This is a genomic window from Acidicapsa dinghuensis, from assembly GCF_025685685.1.
Taxonomy (GTDB): Bacteria; Acidobacteriota; Terriglobia; order Terriglobales; family Acidobacteriaceae; genus Acidicapsa; species Acidicapsa dinghuensis.
In genome coordinates, this window is the sequence record NZ_JAGSYH010000002.1 from 188707 (window position 1) to 212845 (window position 24139).

The 24139-nt window shown below is 58.6% G+C and carries 14 protein-coding genes; 12 read left to right on the forward strand and 2 right to left on the reverse strand.

Annotation, left to right across the window (positions count from 1 at the left end; genetic code table 11):
* Positions 1-114 precede the first annotated feature (114 nt).
* From OHL22_RS04365 to OHL22_RS25190, 8 genes are all read left to right on the forward strand, one after another.
* Entirely contained in the window at positions 115-2613 is a 2499-nt protein-coding gene (locus OHL22_RS04365) for a glycoside hydrolase family 15 protein (protein ID WP_263333639.1), read from the forward strand.
* Positions 2614-2767: 154 nt separating this feature from the next.
* A complete protein-coding gene (gene tkt, locus OHL22_RS04370) occupies positions 2768-4801 on the forward strand; it encodes a transketolase (RefSeq protein WP_263333642.1) in 2034 nt (677 codons plus the stop codon).
* A gap of 121 nt (positions 4802-4922) precedes the next feature.
* Positions 4923-5558: an HAD-IA family hydrolase gene (locus tag OHL22_RS04375; RefSeq protein WP_263333643.1), complete on the forward strand. Its 636-nt coding sequence runs from the start codon at positions 4923-4925 to the stop codon at positions 5556-5558.
* Positions 5559-5623: 65 nt separating this feature from the next.
* Positions 5624-6529 (forward strand): phosphogluconate dehydrogenase (NAD(+)-dependent, decarboxylating), encoded by a 906-nt coding sequence (gene gnd, locus OHL22_RS04380; RefSeq protein ID WP_263333644.1) that lies wholly within the window; start codon positions 5624-5626, stop codon positions 6527-6529.
* Positions 6530-6891: 362 nt separating this feature from the next.
* Complete coding sequence (gene zwf, locus OHL22_RS04385; protein WP_263333647.1) at positions 6892-8436, forward strand: glucose-6-phosphate dehydrogenase; 1545 nt, start codon at positions 6892-6894, stop codon at positions 8434-8436.
* Between the two features lie 164 nt (positions 8437-8600).
* The gene (gene pgl / locus OHL22_RS04390) at positions 8601-9398 is read left to right on the forward strand and encodes a 6-phosphogluconolactonase (protein ID WP_263333649.1); all 798 of its coding nucleotides are present in this window, start codon (positions 8601-8603) and stop codon (positions 9396-9398) included.
* Positions 9395-10414: a glucokinase gene (gene glk / locus OHL22_RS04395; RefSeq protein WP_263333651.1), complete on the forward strand. Its 1020-nt coding sequence runs from the start codon at positions 9395-9397 to the stop codon at positions 10412-10414. The genes pgl and glk overlap by 4 nt, the downstream gene beginning before the upstream one ends.
* Positions 10415-10566: 152 nt before the next feature.
* Positions 10567-10977 carry a hypothetical protein gene (locus OHL22_RS25190; RefSeq protein WP_449489623.1) on the forward strand — a complete coding sequence of 137 codons (411 nt, stop codon included), beginning with the start codon at positions 10567-10569 and terminating at the stop codon, positions 10975-10977.
* 247 nt (positions 10978-11224) lie between these two features.
* Here the strand turns inward: OHL22_RS25190 and OHL22_RS04405 are convergent, their stop codons facing one another.
* Complete coding sequence (locus OHL22_RS04405) at positions 11225-11809, reverse strand: hypothetical protein (RefSeq protein ID WP_263333654.1); 585 nt, start codon at positions 11807-11809, stop codon at positions 11225-11227.
* Between the two features lie 467 nt (positions 11810-12276).
* Between OHL22_RS04405 and OHL22_RS04410 the strand changes: the two genes are divergently transcribed.
* Positions 12277-17937 carry a DUF7948 domain-containing protein gene (locus tag OHL22_RS04410; protein ID WP_263333656.1) on the forward strand — a complete coding sequence of 1887 codons (5661 nt, stop codon included), beginning with the start codon at positions 12277-12279 and terminating at the stop codon, positions 17935-17937.
* Positions 17938-18147: 210 nt separating this feature from the next.
* Here OHL22_RS04410 and OHL22_RS04415 read toward each other — a convergent pair whose 3' ends face one another.
* Positions 18148-19512 carry a class I SAM-dependent rRNA methyltransferase gene (locus tag OHL22_RS04415; protein ID WP_263333658.1) on the reverse strand — a complete coding sequence of 455 codons (1365 nt, stop codon included), beginning with the start codon at positions 19510-19512 and terminating at the stop codon, positions 18148-18150.
* Between the two features lie 164 nt (positions 19513-19676).
* Between OHL22_RS04415 and OHL22_RS04420 the strand changes: the two genes are divergently transcribed.
* The 3 genes from OHL22_RS04420 to OHL22_RS04430 are packed head-to-tail and all read left to right on the forward strand — an operon-like array spanning position 19677 to position 24019.
* A complete protein-coding gene (locus tag OHL22_RS04420) occupies positions 19677-22052 on the forward strand; it encodes a RelA/SpoT family protein (protein WP_263333660.1) in 2376 nt (791 codons plus the stop codon).
* 54 nt (positions 22053-22106) lie between these two features.
* Entirely contained in the window at positions 22107-23294 is a 1188-nt protein-coding gene (locus tag OHL22_RS04425) for a serine hydrolase domain-containing protein (RefSeq protein WP_263333662.1), read from the forward strand.
* 41 nt (positions 23295-23335) lie between these two features.
* A complete protein-coding gene (locus OHL22_RS04430; RefSeq protein ID WP_263333664.1) occupies positions 23336-24019 on the forward strand; it encodes a GNAT family N-acetyltransferase in 684 nt (227 codons plus the stop codon).
* Positions 24020-24139 lie beyond the last annotated feature (120 nt).

Below are 24139 nucleotides of genomic sequence, written 5' to 3' on the forward strand. Positions count from 1 at the left end.
TTACCCTCCTCAACATCAGAATCTTGGGGAGAGAAAAAACGCCCTTTTTACCATTCATTGAACATTGCAGGCTTACAAATAAGACCTGCCCGTAAGTCCCGGAAAGGATTTCCTTTGATTCAGGACACGCTGTCCAACCCTCCCGACTCTCAATATCGCTGGCTCGAACAGCAAGGCGAAGCCTTCGGTGCTCCAGGTATGGAGCCCCGTTGGACCTCCAGCGTCAAGGACGCCGTCGGCACCGCCTACTCTGCTTCCAGCCGCATCTGGTATACCGTTTCCCACGGCATCGTCAATGAGCTCTACCACCCCACCATTGACCACCCGCAGACCCGCGACGTGGAACTACTCATCACCGACGGCTCCAGCTTCGTCCATGAAGAAAAGCGCGATCTGATACACGACTTCGAATACATCCATCCTGACGCCCTCGGCGTCCGCTACTTCAACCGAGACCGTGAAGGCCGCTACCAGCTCGTCAAGGAAATCATCTGCGACCCCCATCACAGCGTCCTGCTCATGCATGTCCGCATAGAAGCTGGTCCGAACGGCAGTGAAGAATTCCTCAACAGCCTCAAAATTTACGTCCTCTGCGCCCCACACATGGATGGCGGCGGCAGCGGCAACTCCGCCCGCGCTGTCGATGTGGCAGGTCTTAAAGTTCTCCTCGCCTGGAAGAACCGCTGGACCCTCGCGCTCTCCTCGGACTGCGGTTTCTCCCGCGTCTCCTGCGGTTTCGTCGGTTACTCCGACGGCTGGCGCGACCTGACCGACAATTTCTACATGGATTGGCAATTCGGCTCAGCTACCGGCGGCAATCTCGCCCTCACCGGCGAGCTTAACCTCCATGGCAGCCGCGAATTCACTCTGGGCATAGGCATAGGAGACAGCTTCCATTCCGCTCTCTCCAAGACCATGAGCTCCCTCTCACAGCCCTTCCCGCAGCATGCCGCCCGCTTCCTCGAGCAGTGGCAACGCGCCGCCAGTCCTCAGGTGCTCGCCGCAAAATCCGGCGACGACGGCAAGCTTATGCAGACCAGCCACAACATCCTGCTCGCGCATGAAGACAAGACCTACTCCGGCGCATTCGTCGCCTCCGCCTCCATCCCCTGGGGACAGGCCAAAGGCGACGACGACCTCGGCGGCTATCACCTTGTCTGGACTCGCGACATGGTTCAGACCGCCAGCGCTTTGCTCGCCTGCGGTCGCGTCGACACAGCCCGCCGCGCCCTGGTTTATTTAGCCTGCACCCAGCGCCCCGACGGCTCCTTCGCGCAGAACTTCTGGATCGATGGCCGTCCCTACTGGACCGGCGTTCAGCTCGACGAAGTCGCCTTCCCGCTCATTCTCACCTGGCGTATCTGGAAGCTCGGTGGTCTCGGCAACTGGGACGTTTTCCCCTTCGTCGAGCGCGCCGCCGGATTCCTCGTCAGCCACGCTCCGATCACCCATCAGGAGCGCTGGGAAGAAAATTCAGGCTACTCACCCTCGACCCTCGCCGCTGTCATCGGCGGCCTCATCTGCGCCGCCGAAATCGCCCGCGACCATCAGGCCGTCGAGCTGGCCGAGTTCCTCGAGCAATACGCCGACTGGATCGAGCTGCACCTCGAAGACTGGACCGTAACCAACGACGGCGTCCTCCACCCCGACATCAAACGCCATTACATGCGCATCCGGCCCCCGGAATCTGGCAACGCCATCATGCGCGAAGGTCCCGGCACCGAGAAGATCCGTCTCAACAACCGCCCGCCGGGCACCCGCAGCGAATTCGAAGCACGCGAAATCATCGATGGCGGCTTCCTCGAGCTGGTCCGCTATGGCATCCGGCGCGCCGATGATCCGCTCATGATCGACACCCTCAAGGTCGTCGATTCCGTCATCAAGCGCGATCTCCCCCAGGGCCCTGGCTGGCTCCGCTATAACTGGGACGGATATGGCGAAGGCGAGGGCGGCGAGCCTTTTCGCGGCTATGGCCAGGGCCGCGTCTGGCCACTACTCACCGGCGAACGCGCTCACTATGAGCTGGCCGCTGGCCAGGACGTCAGCAATCTCATCAAGACCTACGAGGGCTTCGCCACCGCCGGCAACATGCTCCCTGAGCAAGTGTGGGATCAGGCTGACCTTCCCGGCGACCGCCTCAAATTTGGTGGCCCGGGTGGCTCCGCCTGCCCGCTCGTCTGGGCTCACGCTGAATACCTCAAACTCCTCCGCTCCGCCGTCGATGGCCGGGTCTTCGATCGCATCGAGCCCGTCTATCGCCGCTACGGCCGCTCTCACTCTGCGCACGAGCACGCTAGGTCCCTGCACCACAGCCGCGCTCATGAGCACCTCATCGAGATGTTCAGCCTGCGCCGTCCCATCCAGACCATCACCCCCAACACCACGCTGCGCGTCCTCGATAGCAAGCGCTTTGTCCTCGTCTGGTCTGACAACGGCTGGCATACCACCAACTCCACCCAGAGCAGAAGCCTCGGCAGCTCCGGTTTTTCGGCTGACGTTCTTCCCTGCCAGCGCGAACTGCCCGCCACACTCTCTCTCACGCTCTACTGGCCGGAGGAAAACCGCTGGCTAGGCCATAACCACGACCTGCGCATCGAGGAAATGGCCGAATGACCCCGCGGGCCTACAATAAACAAGGCGGCTTATGCATTCGCCTTCATTTTTTACCTCTGTTTCCACGCCGCAGATTCGGCGCCCGGCCCCGTAAAACTGCTATCGCGACCTCGAAAACGCCGCATCAGATAAACGAAAGGATGATCCAAACCCCATGGCTGACGTAGCGACTGACTCCAAAGTCGATTCCAAGCTCGATCCCAAGGTTGATATTGACCAGCTCTCCATCGACACCCTGCGTATTCTCGCCGTCGATACCGTACAAAAGGCCAATAGCGGCCACCCCGGTGCGCCCCTCGGCTGCGCTCCCATCGGCTATCTGCTCTTCCACAAGCTCATGAAGCACAACCCGGCCAACTCTCACTGGGCCGACCGCGACCGCTTCGTGCTCTCCAACGGCCACGCCTCCGCGCTCATTTACGGCCTGCTCTATCTCACCGGCTACAAGCTCTCGCTCGACGACCTCAAGGCCTTCCGCCAGTGGGAATCGAAGACCCCCGGCCATCCGGAATCAGGCCACACCGACGGAGTCGAAGTCACCACCGGCCCCCTCGGTCAGGGATTCGCCATGTCCGTCGGCCTTGCCGCTGCTGAAAAGCACTTGGCCGCCGTCTACAACAAGCCTGGCTACGAGATCGTCAATCACCACACCTTCGGCATCTGCGGTGACGGCGACCTCATGGAAGGCATCTCTCACGAAGCCGCTTCGCTCGCCGGCACCCTCGGCCTCGGCAAGCTCATCTTCCTCTACGACGACAACCTCATCTCCCTCGACGGTCCCACCGAACTCAGCTTCACCGAGAACGTTTACGCCCGCTTCGAAGCCTACGGCTGGCAGGTTCTCCGCGTAGCCGATGGCAACGACCTCGCCGGGATCGAAGCCGCCATCGAAAAGGGTAAGGCCGAAACTTCAAAGCCCACCCTCATCGGCGTTCGCACTATCATCGGCTACGGCAGCCCCAAGGCCGGCACCAATAAGGTCCACGGCGAAGCGCTTGGTGCGGAAGCCGTCAAGGCCACCAAGAAGTTCTTCGGCTTCCCCGAAGACCAGAGCTTCTACGTTCCTGATGAGGCCCTCGCCAACTGGCGTCAGGCTGTCACCAAAGGCACCGCCGAAGAAGCAGAGTGGAACAAGCTCTTCGCCGCCTACAAGGCCGAATACCCCGAGCTCGCCGCCGAATTCGAGCGCACCTACCACGGTAAACGCAAAGACGGTTGGGAAAAGTCCATCCCCAGCTTCGCCACCACCAAGGCCGTTGCCACCCGCAACGCCGGCCAGATCGTTATGAACGCCATCGAAAAGGACGTTCCTGAGCTCTTCGGCGGCGCGGCCGATCTCACCGCCTCCACCAAGACCATCTTCAAAGACAGCGGCAATTTCCACATCGATCCAACCGGCCGCAACGTCTACTTCGGCGTCCGCGAATTCGCCATGTGCGCCGCCGTCAACGGCATCGCCGCACACGGTGGCCTCTTGCCCTTCGGTTCCACCTTCTTCACCTTCACCGACTACTGCAAATCCGCTCTGCGCATGGCTGCCATCATGCAGACCCACGCGCTCTTCATCTTCACCCATGACTCTGTCGCTCTCGGCGAAGATGGTCCGACGCACCAGCCCATCGAACACCTGATGGCGCTCCGTGCGGTTCCTTTCCTCACCGACTTCCGTCCAGCCGACGCCAACGAAACCGCCGCTGCCTGGCGTCTCGCTGTTGAGCGCAACCACCCCTCGTTCATGGCTCTTTCCCGTCAGGATCTGCCCATTCTCGACCCCGCCACCATCGACACCTACGCCGGCGTCGGCAAGGGCGGCTACATCGTAAAGGAAGCCGAGAACCCCGACATCGTCCTGATTGCCACTGGCTCTGAAGTCTGGCTGGCCATCGACAGCGCCAAACTCCTCGCCGAATCCGGCATCAAGGCCCGCGTAGTCTCGCTCCCAAGCTGGAAGATCTTCGACGAACAGACACAGGCCTATCGCGACTCCATCCTCCTGCCCGGTGTGCCCAAGCTGGCCATCGAAGCAGGCGCAACCCTCGGTTGGTGGAAGTTCCTCGCCGGCGGCAAAGGCGATGTCATCGGCCTCGACCGCTTCGGCGCATCCGCCCCTGGCCCCATTGCAATGAAAGAACTCGGCTTCAACCCAGAAAACGTGGCCACCAAAGCAAAGGCTCTGCTCGGCAAGTAAGAAACGGAAACGAGTGTGAGTGTGAAGTGTGAGCGTGAAAAGCAGCATACCTGCACTCACACTTCACACTCGCACTGCAACTCAAACTGATCCCCGATCTCCAGCGCAAAGGTTAGTCGCCATGTCCTCTTCCCCAGGCAGCAACGGCCGCTCTTTCGACGCCATCCTCTTCGACGTAGGCGGCGTCATGCTCACCAACGGCTGGGATCACAATGAGCGCAAGCTCCTGCTAGACCAGTTCAATCTCGATCGCGAAGCCTTTGAATCACGTCACGAAAAGCCTAACGACGCATGGGAGCGGGACCTCCTCACCATCGGCGGCTACCTCAAAGAAACCCTCTTCTATGAGCCACGCTCCTTCACCGAAACCGATTTCATTGAGGCAATGAAGGCAGTCTCGGTTCCTATTCCCACGACCGCTATACCTGTCGTCCGCGATCTTGCCGAATCCGGCAAGTACCTCGTCGGCACTCTCAACAATGAGTCCCGCTACCTGCACGAATACCGCATGCGCAAGTACGGCATCGACCAGTATCTCGATGTACAGTTTTGCTCTGCTTTCCTCGGCATGCGTAAGCCCGACGCAGACATCTACCGCCGCGCTCTTGATATCCTCAGTCTCCCCGGCGACCGCGTCGTCTTCATCGACGACCGAGCCAACAATGCAGCGGCAGCAGCAGCAGCAGGCATGCACGCGATCCGGTTTCAAGGCGAAGACAACCTTCGCGAAGATCTGCATCTGCTCGACATACTCTGAAAATCGAGCACCGTCGTTAACTGATCTCTGACCCCTGAACTCTGAAACCTGAAAAGGAGCTTCACATGCAACTCGGACTTATCGGCCTCGGCAAAATGGGCGGCTTTATGGCGGAGCGTATCCGTCTCGGCGGCCATCAGGTAGTCGGCTTCGATTTTAACGCTGAGGCCGTCTCGAAACTCGCCGCCAGCGGCAACGTCGGCGCATCCAGCCTCGAAGACATGGTCTCCAAGCTCCAGGCGCCCCGCGCCGTCTGGATGATGGTTCCCTCCGGCAACCCCGTCGACGAAACCATCGCCAAGCTCGAAAAGCTTCTCTCACCCGGCGACATCATCATCGACGGCGGCAACTCCAACTACAAAGACACCCAGCGCCGTCACAAAGAAGTCTCCGCCAAGGGCTTCGCCTACGTCGATTGCGGCACCTCAGGCGGCGTCTGGGGCCTCAAAGAGGGCTACAGCATGATGATCGGCGGCGACAAAGAACCCGTCGAGCACCTGCGTCCCATCTGGGAAGCACTCGCTCCTGCGCCCGACAAAGGCTGGGGACACGTCGGCCCCTCCGGCGCAGGCCACTTCGTCAAGATGGTTCACAACGGCATCGAGTACGGCATGATGCAGGCCTACGCTGAAGGATTCTCCATCTTCCAGGCCAAGGAAGAGCTCAATCTCAACCTTCCCCAGATCTCGCGCATCTGGCAATATGGCTCCGTCGTTCGCTCCTGGCTCCTCGACCTCACCGCCGACGCTCTCGAGAAGAATCCCACGCTCGAAGGCCTCGAAGCCTACGTTGTCGACTCCGGCGAAGGCCGCTGGACCGTCTTCGAGGCCATCGACCTCAACGTCTCCGCGCCGGTCATCACCGAGTCACTCATCCGGCGCATCCGCTCCCGTGAGCAGAACAACTTCACCGACCGCATGCTCGCCATCCAGCGCAACGCCTTCGGCGGCCACGCAGTCAAAAAGGACTAGTATTTCAATTGCCTTTCCGGAGGAAGCAGGGGGCTTCAGCCCCCTGAAATCCCGCCCGAAAAATCCTGGCCTTTAGGCCCGGCTTAACACACACTCGAAATTGCTGAAAATCCACGTATGCTGAAAAATCCGCTGTTTTGAAAGGGCACGAGTTTACTCGTGCCGTAAAGCAGCAAATGAAACGCGGCTTTAGCCGCTGAGGGATGCTTCTTCAGGCAGAAGCTGTAATTGGAACGTTCTCAGTTACCGAGTACCCCGCATCTTGATTTTGAGATGTGGGACTTCGCCGCAACCACCTCACGCCTCCCAGCATCTTGCTAGGAGCTAGAAGCTAGCAGCTACAGGCTGCACACGAGGCAATCATGGCCACCGCCGAACTGACCATCAATCCTGAAGATCTCTCCCAGGTTCCCCCCAGCAATCTCCGCATCCCCGAGCCAACCGTCGTCGTCATCTTCGGTGCCTCCGGCGACCTCACCAAGCGCAAGCTCCTGCCCGCGCTCTTTCATCTGGAGCAGGCTGGCCTTCTGCCAAAGGAATTCGCCATCGTCGGCGTTGCCCGCCGTCCTCTCGGCAACGAGTTCGCCGAAGACATGCGCAACGGTATCGTCGAGTTCGGTAGCGTTCCGGCCACCGATGCAAAGCTCGAAGAGTTCGCCAAAAAGATCCACTACTTCGCCATGAATTTTGATGACGCCGCGGCCTACAGCCGCCTCAAGACCGAGCTCGACAGCGTCGCCAAACAGCACGGCATCGGCGGTAACCGCCTCTTCTATCTCTCCGTCGCCCCTGAATATTTCACCGAGATCATCTCCAACCTCGGCGCGCAGAACATGGCGAAACCCACGGATGGCTCCGTCCGCGCTGTCATCGAAAAGCCCTTCGGCCACGACCTCGAATCCGCCAAAGAGCTCAATCGCCACGTCAACTCAGTCTTCGCCGAGCGCCAGATCTTCCGCATTGATCACTACCTCGGCAAAGAGACCGTCCAGAACATCCTCGTCTTCCGCTTCGCCAACGGCATCTTCGAGCCGGTCTGGAACCGCAACTTCATCGACAACGTCCAGATCACCGCCGCCGAAACCCTCGGCGTCGAAGGCCGCGGTCCCTTCTACGAAAAAGCCGGCGCACTCCGCGACGTAGTCCAGAACCACGTCATGGAGCTGCTCTCCTTCGTAGCGATGGAACCGCCCATGTCCTTCGAGTCGCAATCAGTCCGCCTCGAAAAGCTCAAGGTCTGGCAATCCATTCCGCCCATCGCCATGGAAAACATAGTCCGTGGCCAATACGGCCCAGGCTCTATCAAGGGTGAAGCTGTCCCCGGCTACCGCCAGGAAGACCGCGTTGATCCCAATTCCCAGACCGAGACCTACGCCGCGCTCAAGCTCGGCATCGACAACTGGCGCTGGGCCGGAGTTCCCTTCTACATCCGCGCCGGCAAGCGCCTCGCCAAGCGCGTCACCGAAATCACCGTCCAGTTCAAACAACCGCCGATGCTCATCTTCAACCGCGGCGGTGTAGGCGACTGCGGGCCCATCCAGCCCAACGTCATCACCATCCGCATCCAGCCAGACGAAGGCATCAGTCTCCGCTTCGGCGCAAAGGTGCCCAGCACGCAATCCATGGCCGTCTGCCCAGTCACCATGGATTTCGACTACGCCAAGGCATTCGGCAAATCTACCGCCAACGGCTATGAGCGCCTGCTACTCGACGCCATGCTCGGCGACCAGACCCTCTTCGCCCACCGCGACGGCGTAGAAACCACCTGGGCTCTCTACACTCCAGTCCTCGACGCCTGGGCCAACAAAAAACCCCAGACTTTCCCCAACTACGTCGCCGGCAGCTGGGGCCCAGACTGCGCCGACGAGCTGCTAGCCAAAGACGGCTACACCTGGCGCAAACTCTAACCGAGTGTGAGTGTGTAAGTGTGGGTGTGATTTCGAACCTTTCGCCTCAACAACAAGATTTACCCTGATTGGGATCTATCGTTAGGACAACATCTTCGGACCTTAACAGCGGGCTCCACACTCACACTTCACACTCACACTCGGAATTGTTAGGAGCGCCACTCATGTCATCGAATCTCCGCATCAACTACACCATCGACCCCGACCCCGCCGCCTTGGCCCTGCGCGCGGCGCATCACATGCTCGAGCTCGCCGAAGAAGCCGTAGAAGCCCGCGGTCGATGTCGCATCGCCATCTCCGGCGGATCGACCCCAAAGGCTACCTTCCGCATCCTTGCTGACCCCGCGCAGCCCTTCGTCTCCCGTATGCCCTGGTCGCAGATCGAGCTCTTCTTCGTCGACGAGCGCACCGTCCCGCCCGACCACCCTGACTCCAACTACCGCATGACCAAAGAGGCTCTGCTCGATCACGTTCCCATCCGCCCCGAGCAGGTACATCGCATGCAGGGTGAACTCGAGCCAGAAGTCGCTGCCGCCGAATACGAATTCGACCTCCGCCGCACCTTCCGTCTCGAAGGCGCCGAGTCCCCGCGCTTCGATATCCTCACCCTCGGCATGGGCCCAGACGGCCATTGCGCCTCGCTCTTCCCCCATACTGAAGCCCTCCATGAAATCGGCCGCCTCGTCGCCGCCAACCATGTGCCGCAAATGAATACCTGGCGTATCACCCTCACTTGGCCCGTCATCAACCACGCCCGCGAAGTCTTCTTCTTGATCGCCGGAGCCGACAAAGCCGACCGCGCCAAGCAGGTCTTCACCGGCCCCAAAGACGTCGAAACCCTGCCTTCTCAACTCATCTGGCCCGCAAGCGGTATACTCACTTTGCTAATGGATAAGGCCGCCGCCGCCGAATTACCCCCAACTGGCGCAGACGGAAAGGGCCATTTGGAGAGAGCTCGATGATTCTTGCAGGCGACGTAGGCGGCACCAAGGTTCACCTTGCGCTGTACGATTTCGATGGCGGCAGCCTCACCCACAAACGCGATGAGCGCTATCCCGCCAAGGACTACTCCGGCCTCGAAGACATCGTCCGCGAATTTCTCGCAGCTGACCAGGTCTCTTCAGCCTGCTTCGGCGTTCCCGGACCCGTGCGCGATGGCCGCCTGCGCCTCACCAATCTGCCCTGGACCCTCGACAGCCGCGAGATTGCACGCAACCTCTCCATCGACCACGTCTTCCTCATCAACGATCTCGAAGCGAACGGCTACGGCATCGCCGAGCTCAAGTCCAACCAGATCTACACCCTCTCCGAGGGCGATCCATCCCAGATCGGCAACCGTGCCCTCATCTCCGCAGGCACCGGTCTCGGCGAAGGCATCCTCATCTGGAACGGGCGCACCCACGTCCCCTATCCCTCCGAGGGCGGCCACGCCGACTTCGCCCCGCGCAACGAAGACGAAATCGATCTCCTCCGCTTCCTCAAGCAGAAGTACAACGGCCGCATAAGCTTCGAGCGCGTCGTCGCCGGCATGGGCATCACCAACATCTATGAGTTCTTGCGTGATGTCCGTGGTATGGAAGAGCCCAGCTGGCTCGCCGACCGCATCGCCAGCGAAGACCCCAACGCCGTCATCACCGAACTCGCGCTCTCCGCCAAATCCGAACTCTGCGAGCGCACAGTGGACATGCACGTCTCTGCCTATGGAGCCGAAGCCGGCAACCTCGCCCTCAAGATCCTCTCCATCGGCGGTATCTACCTCGGCGGCGGCATCGCTCCCAGAATCATCGAGAAACTAAAAGATGGCACCTTCATGCGTTCCTTCACCGACAAAGGCCGTCTAAGCCAGCTCCTCATCAACATGCCGGTGCGAGTCATCCTTGAATCCCGCGCAGCATTGCTAGGCGCGGCCGCCTACGCCGAAGCCCGCGCCGCCGAACTAAGCGGAGTCTCCCCCCGCGCCGCTTCCGTCGGGATCTGATCGCATGAAGCTCCGGGAAAACTAGTCTCTCTCCCTTCAGCTAACAAGGCGTCGTAACTCTGAAACTGTTCCGACGCCTCACAACCTATATAAGTTAGAACGAAATCTTCCAGATAACTTTAGCCCTTGGCTTTTCCCCATCCCGCTCATCATTGATCCTCCTAAACTGGATCACTCGGCATGAGACAAACTCTCATATCTCTATCGCATACAAGTTTAAAGCCAAACATATTTCCGGCAGCGCTCAGCAACGGCTCGGCGAGTGGTTCAACACCGCGTGCTTCACTCAGCCAGCATCTTTCACTTTCGGAAATGAGCCGCGCAACGACCAAACGTTGCGTGCAAACGGCGTAGCCAACTGGGACGCCTCCGCATACAAGACCTTCTCCTTCACCCACAATGAAAACGTCAACCTTCAGTTCCGCGCCGAGTCCCTCAACCTCTTCAACCGCGTGCAGTTCGGCTATCCCGGTCTGCAGCAGGGATCATCAAACTTCGGCATCGTCAGCAGCCAGCTCAACAATCCGCGCCAACTGCAGTTTTCCCTGCGCCTGAATTACTAATCCCCAAATTGGTCGAGGATGGCACGCCCACAAGGCGTCCCATCCTTAGTACCACCGCAAATAAATCTGAATGCATCTTCCATCGCGTTTTTTACAGAGGACGGAGACAAGCCCCTCATCGAAACATCCAGCGCACTCCGGCGATGTGCGGCAATAACATTTACTGTTCCGCACAGGTTACGCAGCGCGCGACATATCGCGCAAAATCCTCTTCGGAGAACCAGTTATCTCGTCAATACTGGGCGAATTAAAACCGAAGCACGATTCCGGTCGAAATCCTGCCATTAGACGACACCAGATCGTGCAACTGATTGGTCTCTCCATCACCAGGCGTAAAGTTCGTGTGTAGAAAATCGCCGCTCACTCGCCACGCAATCCGAGGCACAATGGATGTGTCGATTCCACCACCGATAGCCTCAGCCAGTGTGAAATCCGACTGAAGTGGAAACGTCTCACTGTAGCCGCCATTCATATGAGCGCCTCCAATCAGTCCATGGACAAACAGTCGATGACGCCCGAAGCGTTGCGCAATCTCAGGGCCAGCCATGAAGAAATACGTGTGCGGATGAATGACGCCTGGATCCGAGCGATAAAAACCCGAGCCATCAACCGCAACACTGATCCATGGCAGCACCCGGTGGCTGTACGCAATCTCCCAACCATTCATAACGCCAGTAAAGTCGTTGTCCTGATTGTGCGCGTAATCCCGGAACGCCAGGGAGTACCCTCCAAACAATCGGCTCGAAGAGTTGCCCTCACTGCGGTGAGGCACTTGCGCATAACACACAGATCCGAGAGCGAGCAGAATAGTGCAAACCGTCTTGCCAATCATGTCTTACCTCGATCATTGGCGCTTACCAGGCAAGCAATATCAAATAGATCGATGACGATGCGATTCTGTGCCGCCCAGCATGGAAACCGTCGGACAGCAGTCAGATAAGTTGTCACCTTAGACGGCTCGGCTTACAAGTCGAGAGCCAGATATCTCTAAATCATCCGAGCTTTCAGCACGTCCTCGTCTTCATACTTCATGCAAAAAGTAGTAGGCAAGTGCCCGCATCGCGACCTCCGGCCTGTCCACCACTCCCATCATGCTTCGCACACGTTCAATTCACCCGACAGATTCAGGCACTTCAGATAGTTCATCCAGGTATAGATTGCAACTGACTTATCATCGCCTCGAATTTCACTTGTAACTTCCAAAATTCCGGCGTAAGCTGCCATATCGCAGGTAATACAGCCTGCGTAAATTCGAACATTGATCTAGATCATTGCAAATCGCGCCTCTCGGGAGGTCGTATGCCCCGCTTCTCTCCCCTTCTCCCGGCCGCCTGCATTTTGTTTTCCTCGTCCTTGGTGAACGCCGTCGCGCAAACGTCAAAGTCCACCCAGACTGCCGCGTTAGCCAACTACGGCAAGCTGCCTCTCAGCTTCGAACCCAACCAGGGCCAGGCCGATTCATCTGTCCAATTCCTATCTCGCGGCCAGGGATATTCCCTCCTCTTGCGCCCTGATCGTGCCGTTATTGCATTCACTGGCGCTGACTCTAAGTCACGGGAAAAAACCGCCATCCGCATAGCTCTCGACGACGCTAACCCGCATGCGGCTGTCTCCAGCGAAGACCAGCAAATCACCAGAACAAATTACTTTCTTGGCAGCGATCCTTCTCGCTGGCACACAAACATTCCCAATTTCGGCCGCATCCACTATCACTCTGTCTATAACGGTATCGACCTCCTTTACTACGGCAACCAGCATCGCCTCGAACACGACTTCGTCATTGCTCCTCATGCTGATCCCACCCAGATCGTTCTCACCATCACAGGCGTGGATCATCTCACCGTCGATTCCGCAACAGGTGACCTCCTTCTCGCAGCGGCTCCCGGTCAGCCCGCATTACGCCTCCTCAAACCATTCACCTACCAGCCGCCGCTTCATTCCAGCGGCCCCCGCATCCCAATTCCATCCAGTTACCACCTTCTGGCAGAAAACAAAGTAGCCTTCACGATCGGCCATTACAAACCTGCACTCCCGCTCATCATTGATCCCGTTCTCGTCTATTCCACGTATCTAGGTGGCTCTGGCGTAGCAGGTCACGGAGGCGATCAAGGCAACGGCATTGCCGTCGATTCTGCCGGAGATGCCTACATCGTAGGCACCACCTACTCCACCGACTTCCCCGTAACCAGCAACGCTTTCCAGCAGCAGAATAACTCCGCCACCGGCGACAGCACCGTCTTCATCAGCGAGCTCAACCCTACCGGCACCGCGCTCATCTATTCCACCTACCTGGGCGGGTCAGGCGGCGATTTCGGCTACGGAATCGCCCTCGACTCCACGGGCAACGCCTACATCACCGGCGCCACCTACTCCGCAGACTTTCCCGCCACCTGCGGTGCCTATCAGACGACCAACCCCTCAACCACCGCCGGTGCACCCACGGCCTTCGTCGCAGCGATCCAGCCGGGCGGCGGTAACCTGATCTACTCCACGTACCTCGGTGGCTCTGGCAATCAGAACGCCACGCCGCTTGGAGACGTCGCCCAGGCCATTGCAGTTAATGCCACCGGCAATGCCTACATCACCGGATATACTTGGTCCTCCAACTTCCCGGTATCGAGCCATGCCTTCCAGGCCGCCTTCGCCGGAACCTCTGCCACCTCCAATGCCTTCGTAACCGAACTCAACCCTACCGGCAACGCGCTCGTTTATTCAACCTACCTTGGCGGCAACGGAGCCAATCAGGCCGGCGATTACGGCAATGCAATCGCGCTCGACACCTCAGGCGATGTCTTCATCGCTGGCAGCTCCGGTTCCACCAACTTCCCCGTCACCAGTGGAGCGCTGCAGACCACGCTCAAAGGTCCATCCAACGCCTTCGTAACCGAACTCAATCCTGCCGGCTCCGCTGAGGTCTATTCCACCTATCTTGGCGGCTCCGGCGTGCCCACCACTTTCTATGACAACGGCGTGCCCAATGACCCCGCCGGCACCGGCGGTCTCGGCGATTCCGCCCAAGCCATTGCCATCGATTCGCAAGGCAACGCCTACGTTGCAGGAATCACCAATTCCGGCAATTTCCCCCTTACCATCGGAGTGGTTGAGGGTGCCAGCAGCGGTCTCGGTGCCTACATAGGTCTTGTCCCCTATGGCGGCCCCTACACCATCGAGGTTGCCGCTTTCCCCCCCGGCGCCTTCCTCTCAAAGCTCAAGCCCGATGGTTCAGCCCTCATCTACTCCACCTACCTCGAAGGCCAGTCCACATCGATCAAGGGTTTGGCCGTCGATAGCGCCGGTGCTGCTTACATCACCGGCAGCACGCCCACTTTTATGGCGGGCATCTTCGGAGGCTTTCAATCCACTTCCGACGCGCTGCCCCTGCCCGCCTCGACCGGAAACTCGGCATTCCTCGTCAAGCTCGATCCCGCTGCGACGGTGTTCAACTACGCCACTCTGCTTGGTGGTAGTTCGAACGACGCAGCCTATGCCCTCGCGCTCGATACCGCCGGTAACGTCTACCTTACCGGGTCCGCCAACTCGGCAGACTTTCCCACCACCAGCGGCGCCTTCCAGACGGAAAACAATGCTGTCGCGCCAGCCAGCGGCAATGCCTTCGTCAGCAAGTTCTCGCTTCAGTCAGAAGCCAGCCAGACGGCCTACCCCACACAGACGTTTTCCAATATTCCGGTCAATCTCAGCGTCGTTGCCGACAATTCCTACTGGTACAACGACGGCACGTGCGACGAGCTTGTCATCGACATCGTGGTGGGTGTGGAAACGGGCATCGACGGACCGCCTCCTACCGGCGACGTCCTCTTCTACGGACCCTGGTTAGACGAATACGATTACCCGATGACCGGCTCTTGGGGACCCGCAAGCCAGGTAACCCTGCAAGGTGTAGACGAGCCCCCAGGGGGAGGCTACCCAGCCGTCTCCGTCGAGTATGTAGGCGACTCGGTTTACCAGGCGGCGTCCCTTTCCTATACCGCCAACCAGCCGGCTTGCACCTCGAATATGCCAGATGCGAAGTCAAACGCGAGAATGGCAGCTCCGCAAATCCACTTCCAGCGGCAAACGGTGCAAGGCAAAACACCTGTGCTTCAGGATGGGATTTGGGATGCGAGTCGGCTCAACCCATCTTCAGCAAAACCGGCCGCACCCGGACCGAAGTTCACCCCGGCTCCAGCCAGCCGGCCTGAAAGCGGACAAAACCGGCTCAATCCGCAGCCACACAATATCCAGCCGGCGGACACATGCCTTGTCCCCCGTCAAACCGCCACTCCGGCCTTCTCGGTCGCTGCGGGAGCCTACACCTCGGTCCAGGCCGTCACCATCACCGACAGCGTAGCCAACGCGACCATCTACTACACCGCCGACGGCACCACGCCAACGGCATCGTCCACTTTGTATGCCGGGGCGATCACTGTTTCTACTACCGAAACCATCAACGCCATCGCTATCGCCGCGGGCTATGAAAACAGCGCCGTCGCGTCAGCCACCTACACCATCATCACCCCGCAGCCACCCCTCGGCAACGTCAACATCGGCGCCAGCAACACAACTGCGATTACGCTGACCATCCTCAACGCGGGAACACTGGGTAGCATTTCCGTTGTGACTCAGGGAGCCACGAACCTGGACTTCACCAACGCTGGTGCAGGAACCTGCACCGTAGGAACCGCCTACGTGGCCAACGCTACTTGCACGGTCAATGTAGCGTTTTCTCCCAAGTTCTCCGGTATCCGTTACGGCGCCGTGGTGCTCAGCGGCAATTCCGGAAACGTGCTCGCCACAAGCTACCTTCAGGGCACGGGATCGGGACCGCAAGCAAACTTCCTGCCAGGCACCGAAATCGCGATTGGCAGCACCTGGACGGGTGTCGGCGGATTGTTCGTCGATGAAAGCGGCAATGTTTACATCACCTCCAACGGCCAGAATTATAAGGAGACTCCGGCCGCAAACGGCTATGTACAGAGCACGTTCGTCATCAACGGCCGATCCGGCGGCCTCGTGATGGATGGAGCAGGCAACTTTTACATCAGCGAAAATACCAACGTCATTTACAAGGAAACACCGTCGGGAAGCGGCTATATCGAGACCACTATAGGGAGCGGCCTCAGCAAGCAGAATGCCCCCGTAGTGGATGGCAGTGGCAACGTCTTTATCTCCGATGCTCTCAACGGACAGGTATTGAAGGAGACGCTATTGGCAGGCGGTTATACGCAATCCGTCGTCCTCACATGCGGAACTATTGGCATCCAGAGTTGTCCTTCTTCGGTCGCGGTGGATGGAAATGGAAACCTCTTCATCTCGGCTTACGACAATAGCCAGATTATCGAATTGACGCCGTCTGCAAGTGGTTACGTCCAGAGCAACCTGATTGGCAGCGGCCTCGTTTGGCCTTCGACTGTGGCGGTAGATGGAAACGGCAACCTCTATATCGCCGACACCCTCAACAACAGGATTGTTAAGGAGACCCTTTCGGCGGGCAACTACACCCAGAGCGTCGTGTCGAGCAGCAGCCTGAATGGGCCTTGGGTAGCCACCGTCGATAGCAGCGGAAACGTTTATATCTACGACACTGGCAACAACCGGATATTGAAAGAGGATCTCTCGGATCCGCCGGCGCTAACCTTCGCAACCACCAACTACGGCGTGACCAGCAGCGACAGTCCTCAGACGGTAACGGTTTCCAATAACGGCAATCAGTTGCTGAACTTTTCGGCGCTAACGTTTCCTACGGATTTTCCCGAGGCTAACGGTGCCACCGGAGCCTGCACTGCGAACTCGTCAGTCGCGGCAGAGGGAACCTGCACATTGCCGATCGACTTCACCCCGTCGGCGATGCTGAGCAGCGGCAACACGTCGGTGGTCCTTGACGAGAACGTAACACTGACTACTAACACGCTGAACAAAACCGCAACCCAGCAGGCGATTGCGGTTACCGGAACTGAGACCTTTTCGCAAACCGCAACACCTGCCTTTTCCATTCCTCCAGGAATCTACACTTCAGCTCAAAGCGTAGTCATCACCGACGCGACAGCCGGCGCAACCATCTACTACACCATCAATGGCGCTACGCCCACCGCTTCCTCCATGGTGTACATGGGTCCGATCACAATCTCGGCCACAGAAACCCTCCAAGCCATCGCGGTCACCCCCGACTACTCCAACAGCACCGTCGCTTCAGCCACCTACACCATCAACCTGCCGCAAGCAGCCACGCCATCGTTTTCACCCCCCGCCGGCACATACACGTCAACCCAAACCGTCACCATCACCGACGCCATTCCAGGCGCAGCCATCTACTACACCACCGATGGCTCTATGCCGACGACTGCATCCACCCTCTACTCCAGCGCCCTCACCGTATCCGCAACGGAAACCATCAACGCTATCGCCACAGCCTCCGGATACGTCAACAGCTCCGTCGCCTCCGCCACCTACACCATCACTCCGCCACCGACCTTCTCAGTCAGCACCTCGACCAACTCGCTCACCATCGCTCCCGGTCAGTCCGGCACCGTGACCATCTCCATCACTCCTCAGAATGGCTTCTCTGGCGTTACCAGCTTCAGTTGTTCAGGCTTGCCTGTCGGCGTTACGTGCTCTTTCATGCCTGCCACCGTCACTCCATCGGGAAGCGCAGCAATCACCACAACGTTGACCATATCGGCGTCATCGACCGCCAGCCTTCCTCAGTCCGGCGAACGCCCCGGCTCACGCATACCAGAATCGACAGGACCGATCCTGGCCATCGCATTTCTTCTCTTCGGCAGGCGACGAAGGCGCTTCTTCGGCAAATTCCTGCTCATAACCGCCATCGCCTCAACCTTCGCGCTCATCTCCGCCTGTGGCGGATCATCATCGACCCCGCCACCCGTAACCGCAAATATCTCAGTAGTCGCCACATCAGGCACAGTCCAGCAGACAATGCCCTTAACCATCACGATCCAATAGCGGTCGGCATCATTTGACCTGACTAGCAGAGAACCCTAAAGCTGGGCATCAAAAAGATCTCACTGCAGACGCACCGGGCACCACAGTCACAATCGCGCACATCGATTGCGCTCTGCTCTACGCCGATTGCGCAACGTCGCACAGACATTGCGCAACGTCGGACGCGCATTGCACGTCGTCCGGCAAACATTGCGCAGTGCAAATGACCGGTCAATCCACCCGGCAGATCAGGCACTTCAAATATTCGGTCTCGGGCAGCGTCAGCACCACCGGATGATCCAGCGCAGCTCCGCGCCGCTCCAGCACTGTCACCCTCCGCCCGGCATCTACTGCCGCCGAAGCCACTACGCCAGTCAGCTCCTGCCAGCCCACATGGTACGAGCACGAGCAGGTCACCAGCATCCCACCCGGCGTAATCATTCGCAAAGCCCGCAGATTCAGCTCTTTATAGCCCCGTAACGCCCCCTCTACCGCGCGCTTCGACTTCGCAAACGCTGGCGGGTCCAGCACAATCGCATCCCATCTCTCACCCTCTGCGGCAGCCGACCAGTCCCGCAGTAGATCAAAGGCATCTCCCTCAATCCACTCGACTTCTGCATCCGCCCCAATCTGCCCGCTCTCACGGTTTCGCAGCAGATTCCCCTCCGCCACCTCCAGCGAAGCCCGCGAAGCATCCACGCCAATCACCCGCTCACAAACCCGTGCCAGATGTAGCGCAAACCCGCCCTGATAAGTACAAACATCGAGCGCCCGCTTCACTCCAAGCTCCCGCGCCCAGCGCTCCGCTGCCGCATAATTCTGCCGCTGATCCAGAAACGCCCCGGTCTTCTGCCCCGCATTGACATCGAAAGAAAACTCCAGCCCATTCAATCGAAACGGCATGGCAGCCACGGCGTGCTTCGCATCTGTCGTAAATAGCGGAGCCGTCACTGGTGCCGACAGCTCCTCCAATTCCCGAATCCGCGGATCGGCCCGCTCCCACACCGTCAGTCCCGCAACCGAACCGCTCAGTTCCTCACGCAGGACCGCCGTACACCGCTCCCGCACTGTTGCCGAATCGAGCGCTTTGCTCAGCAGTTGCAGCACTACTACATCCGCATATTTATCGATGACAATCCCTGGCAGCTCATCCGCCTCAGAGAACACCAGCCGGCACGAATCAGTCTCCGCATCCAGCATCGGCTTGCGGCGTGCAATCGCGCGGCGCAGCCTGGCATCCAGCAGATTCAGCCACTCCGCCTCGTCAATCGCCTCGCGCGAAATCATGCGCAGCGCAATCTGCGAGGCCGGACTATACAGACCTGTCCCCAGCAGGATGCCCCGATTATCCGCAACAGGCGCAAGGCCAGCTGCGTCCTTATAATTCGCGCTCACCGATTCAACATCGGAGGCATAAACCCACACATGACCATCGCGCAGCCGGTCTGACGCGCGACGGCTGATGCGCACCCCGGCTTCCTCGTTGACAACAGGCTGCTTGTCGCGCAGCGGAGCCGCCTGCGTCTTCCGGTCAATCGTGGTTTGCGCTGTCTTCTTGGGTCCTCTGCTGGAGCCGTAGCTTCGTGATCGTGACATCTCTTTATTAGATCAGTAGAGCGTCACCGGCCCCAACCTATCACTGTCCTTCTGCACCTCTCTACAAGCAACAGAACGAAAAGAACGCTATCCAGCGAAATTGATTTCTCACAGCAATCGCAGACAGTTGAAGCCAATGTCACCACATCTGCCTATAATGAAGTATGGCGACCCATTCCAGCAGTGCTCCGTCAGCCACCGCTGAGTCTCCCATTCCCCTCGGGAGCGCTGAAGTCAGTTCCGGGCCGCACTCCGATAGCCAGCCGCAGCCCCCTGCTCAAGAAACAAAACTCGCCCAGCCTGTCATTCCCGCCGAATTGGCCAGCGGACCGATCGCAAACCGCTTTGAAGAGCTGCTTAAAATCGTCCAGACGAGCCGTCCTAGCGAGGACGTAGCTCCAATCAAAAAAGCCTGGGAGTTCTGCGTTCACTATCATGCGGGGCAATTGCGCGCCTCCGGCGAACCATACATCATCCATCCGCTCGAAGTGGCCGAAGTGCTCGCCGAGATGAAGCTCGACGCGACAGCCATCGCCGCGGGCCTGCTGCATGATGCTGTTGAAGACACACCCGTCACGAGTGCCGAAATTGCTACCGCCTTTGGCGAGCAGGTCGCGCACATCGTCGATGGCGTGACCAAGATCGACAAGATTCAGTTCGCCAATCGTGAAGACCGTCAGGCAGAAAACGTCCGCAAGATGCTGCTGGCCATGGTCAGCGATGTGCGTGTTGTGCTCATCAAGCTCGCCGACCGGCTGCACAACATGCGCACACTCGAGCATCTGAAGCCGGAGCGCCAGGAAGCAATTGCCCGCGAAACACTCGATATCTACGCGCCGCTTGCCCATCGCCTCGGAATGGGCAAGGTGCGCGGTGAACTCGAGGATCTCGCTTTCCGCTACACCGATCCGGTGAGCTATCAGCGCTTATCCGAAGCCGTCGAGTCGCGTCGCGCTGAGGGAGAACAGTTCCTCACGCAGGTAGAAGACGCCATCGTTGATCAGCTTCGCGAAAACAACATCGAAGCCCGCGTTGAGTGGCGCATCAAACGCCTCTATTCCATCTTTCAGAAACTGCAGAAATCACAGATCTCCGTCGATCAGGTATTCGATCTTCTAGCCATCCGCATCATCACCAAAGACAAGTCAGACTGTTACGGCGTCCTTGGTCTGATCCACGCGCTGTGGCGTCCCGTGCCCGGCCGTGTGAAAGACTTCATCGCTATACCGCGTGCCAACCTCTATCAATCGCTGCACACAACTGTGATGGGTGATGGCGGTCATCAATTCGAAGTACAAATACGCACTGAAGAAATGCACCGAATCGCGGAAGAAGGCATTGCCGCACACTGGAAATACAAAGCAGGCGAATCCGTCATCTCCGCACGAGATGAGCAGCGTCTCGCCTGGGTGCGCCAGCTCGTTGAGTGGCAGCGCGAGATGACCGACCCCAACGAGTTCCTCTCAAGCCTCAAGATGGATCTTTATCCGGAGGAGGTCTACACCTTCACTCCGAAGGGCAAGGTTGTCGTTATTCCCGCCGATGGCACGCCGATCGATTTCGCCTATACGGTGCACACCGAGGTCGGCCATACCTGCGTCGGTGCCAAGATCAACGGACGCATGGTACCGCTGCGCACCAAGCTTCGTAATGGCGACATTGTTGAGATCATCACGCAGAACGGCCACAATCCAAGCCGTGACTGGCTCACATTTGTCAAAAGCCCGCGCGCACGCAACAAGATCAAGCACTGGCTCAACGAGAACCAGCGCCAGCGCGCTATTGAAGTAGGGCGCAAGTTGCTGGAGCGCGAAGCACGCAAATACAAAGTGCCCATGGCGCGCCTTGATGATGCGGACCTGACGCGCATCGCCGGAGAATACGGCCTCGCCACCGCAGTCGATTTGATGGCAACGATTGGCTTCGGCAAACACTCGGCTCGACAGGTGCTCAACAAGCTTGTGCCGGGGCTCACGCTCAATGCCACGGCGACGGATGCAGAAGCAGAAAGCGGTGCAGCTTCCGGAAAAGCAGCCATGTCGGACGCCGTCAAGAAGCTGCATCTCACCGGCTCCGATGCACTCAAAGTGGAGGGACAGGACGACTTGTTGGTCTACCGGGCTCGCTGTTGTAACCCCATTCGCGGTGAAGAGATCATCGGCTACGTCACGCGCGGTAAAGGCGTCGCCGTACACGCCCGCAGTTGTCCTAACGTGCAGAACCTCCTATACGAGAGCGACCGCCGCATTGATGTGGAGTGGGCAAAAACCGCAGGCGAAACGAGCGGCCACGCCGCACGTTATCCCGTCAAAATCACGGTCTACTGCGATGACCGCTCCGGCATGCTCAAAGAGATGACAGCGATCATCTCCGATAACGATACGAACATCCGTTCCGTGGAAACGAAAGACGGAGATAATGGCGAAGCTATCGTCGAGTTCGTCGTTGACGCAGAAGACCTGAGGCATCTGAACCGCATGGTGCTAGGCCTGCGCCGTCTGCCCGGAGTGCGTGAAGTACAACGCGCGCAGAAGCTCTAGTTTTTTGACATATTCCGCAAAACGGCACCTTACTATGACTGCATGAGATCAGTCGTGGTGCAGCTATACGTTTGTCTTGTCCTTTGTAGCACTGCAATTGCAGTACAGGCACAACCGCACACGCAGGATCAGTGGTTAAGCTATGCGCAACGCGCAGCCATCGATAGAGTCTTTGCCGATTACACGCATAACGATACTCCGGGCTATGCGCTGGCGATCATTCACGATGATAGGTTTGCCTATGCCAGGGGCTACGGCATGGCAAATCTGGACGACGAAATTCCAATCACACCCGAAACATCTTTCCATCTCGCTTCGGTCTCCAAACAATTCACAGCGGCTGCCATCGCATTGCTCGTTCTGGATGGAAAAATCTCACTTTCCGATCCCGTCGCTAAATACATTCCGGAAGCAGCGAAGTACGGCGATGGATTGCGCATTGAGCATCTGGTCTACATGACCAGCGGGCTGCATGAATACACAGACCTCAAACGCAAGAGCGGTATGCCATGGGTGAGCTTTTATTACTTCACGCGCGACGAAGCGATTGCCACTTCGCTGGCGCAGGACAAACTGGAGTTTGCCCCCGGCACCGACTGGGCCTATCGCAACATCAACTACATGCTACTGACCAAAATCGTCGAGGTCGTCAGCCACGAGCCCTTTGCGCAATTCATGCGCGAGCGTATATTCCTTCCCCTCGGCATGACACAGACACTGATCGACGACGACACGACAGAGGTCATTCCACATCGCGCCACGGGCTACGCGGAGCGCAGCAATCCAAGGGTTGCGAAAGAGCTCGCGGACGTGGGAGTCCTCATCCATCCCGACAGAGGACGGCCCACTGATCGGTGGGTGAGGCTGGTGCGAGTCTCTCCGCATTTTGGCGGCAGCGGTGTTTTCAGTACGCTCGACGATTTATTGCTCTGGGATCGCAACTGGTACACCGGCACTATTGGCGGAGCAAAGTTCACAGCCCTGATGAATACGCGCAAGAAATTTCAGCACGACAAGGACGACGATGCCCTTGGGCTGGTTTGGCGTTCTTTTTACGCAACCAGCCCCGATCAATACAACGCACTCGATTATTCCGGCGGCGACACAGATACTTCAACCTACATGGTGCGTTTCCCCGAGCGCCACATAACCGTCATCTGCCTGGCAAACATGCCGCTGGGCGATGCGGAAGGGCATGCGCATCAAGTCATGGATCTGCTGCACGCCTGGGGCAAGCTCTAACCTCTCGAATGAGTACCGGAGCCGGCTGATAATCTGGGTCAATGCCTGAAGATCTATCGCAATGGCGAGGCGCACAGCCACCGGCTTCTGTAACGCTCGAAGGCCGTTTCGTGCGGCTCGAACCGCTCTCGGCAGAGAAACACACCGCAGCGATCTGGCGAAACGTCTACGCTCATGACGAAGTATGGGATTATCTCGGCGATGGTCCTTACGCGGGCGAAGAGGACCTGTACGCGGCGATTCACGCCAAGGAGACCGGAGCAGCGGCCCGATTCTTCGCAATCCTTCCGCTCATCGGCCCAGATGCCGGGGAAGCAGTCGGATACGCCAGCCTCATGCGTATCGACACGCTCAATGGCGTCATCGAGGTAGGCAACCTGTTGTTTTCGCCGCGCCTGCAGCGCACTCCAGCCGCTACCGAAGCCATGTACCGGATGACCCGCTATGTCTTCGACGACCTGGGCTACCGGCGCTATGAATGGAAATGCAACGCTTTGAATCTCCCATCGCGCCGCGCCGCCGACAGGCTCGGATTCAGCTTTGAAGGCATCTTCCGCCAGCACATGGTCGTCAAAGGCCAAAATCGCGACACAGCATGGTTTGCCATGCTCGATCACGAATGGCCCTCGCGCCGCGCGGCCTTTGAAGCGTGGCTTGCACCGGAGAACTTCGATCACGAAGGCCGTCAGGTTCGTTCCCTGAAGGAGTTTCGAGGCGAAAGCTAGCCAGACAGGATAGCCGCCGGTATTGATACCCACGGAAACCCAATCGAACACACAGTACTTTTCCTTTTGAGACACACGCAGCAGCGGCTTTACAATCGGTGTCGAACATCTCTTAAGGTA

What these genes read in the sequence shown, in the direction of transcription:
- OHL22_RS04430 (WP_263333664.1), top strand. Translation starts at nt 23,336, where the DNA reads ATGCCTGAAGATCTATCGCAATGGCGAGGCGCACAGCCACCGGCTTCT.
- OHL22_RS04405 (WP_263333654.1), bottom strand. Translation starts at nt 11,809, where the DNA reads ATGATTGGCAAGACGGTTTGCACTATTCTGCTCGCTCTCGGATCTGTG.
- OHL22_RS04415 (WP_263333658.1), bottom strand. Translation starts at nt 19,512, where the DNA reads ATGTCACGATCACGAAGCTACGGCTCCAGCAGAGGACCCAAGAAGACA.
- OHL22_RS04420 (WP_263333660.1), top strand. Translation starts at nt 19,677, where the DNA reads ATGGCGACCCATTCCAGCAGTGCTCCGTCAGCCACCGCTGAGTCTCCC.
- tkt (WP_263333642.1), top strand. Translation starts at nt 2,768, where the DNA reads ATGGCTGACGTAGCGACTGACTCCAAAGTCGATTCCAAGCTCGATCCC.
- glk (WP_263333651.1), top strand. Translation starts at nt 9,395, where the DNA reads ATGATTCTTGCAGGCGACGTAGGCGGCACCAAGGTTCACCTTGCGCTG.
- zwf (WP_263333647.1), top strand. Translation starts at nt 6,892, where the DNA reads ATGGCCACCGCCGAACTGACCATCAATCCTGAAGATCTCTCCCAGGTT.
- pgl (WP_263333649.1), top strand. Translation starts at nt 8,601, where the DNA reads ATGTCATCGAATCTCCGCATCAACTACACCATCGACCCCGACCCCGCC.
- OHL22_RS04410 (WP_263333656.1), top strand. Translation starts at nt 12,277, where the DNA reads ATGCCCCGCTTCTCTCCCCTTCTCCCGGCCGCCTGCATTTTGTTTTCC.
- gnd (WP_263333644.1), top strand. Translation starts at nt 5,624, where the DNA reads ATGCAACTCGGACTTATCGGCCTCGGCAAAATGGGCGGCTTTATGGCG.
- OHL22_RS04375 (WP_263333643.1), top strand. Translation starts at nt 4,923, where the DNA reads ATGTCCTCTTCCCCAGGCAGCAACGGCCGCTCTTTCGACGCCATCCTC.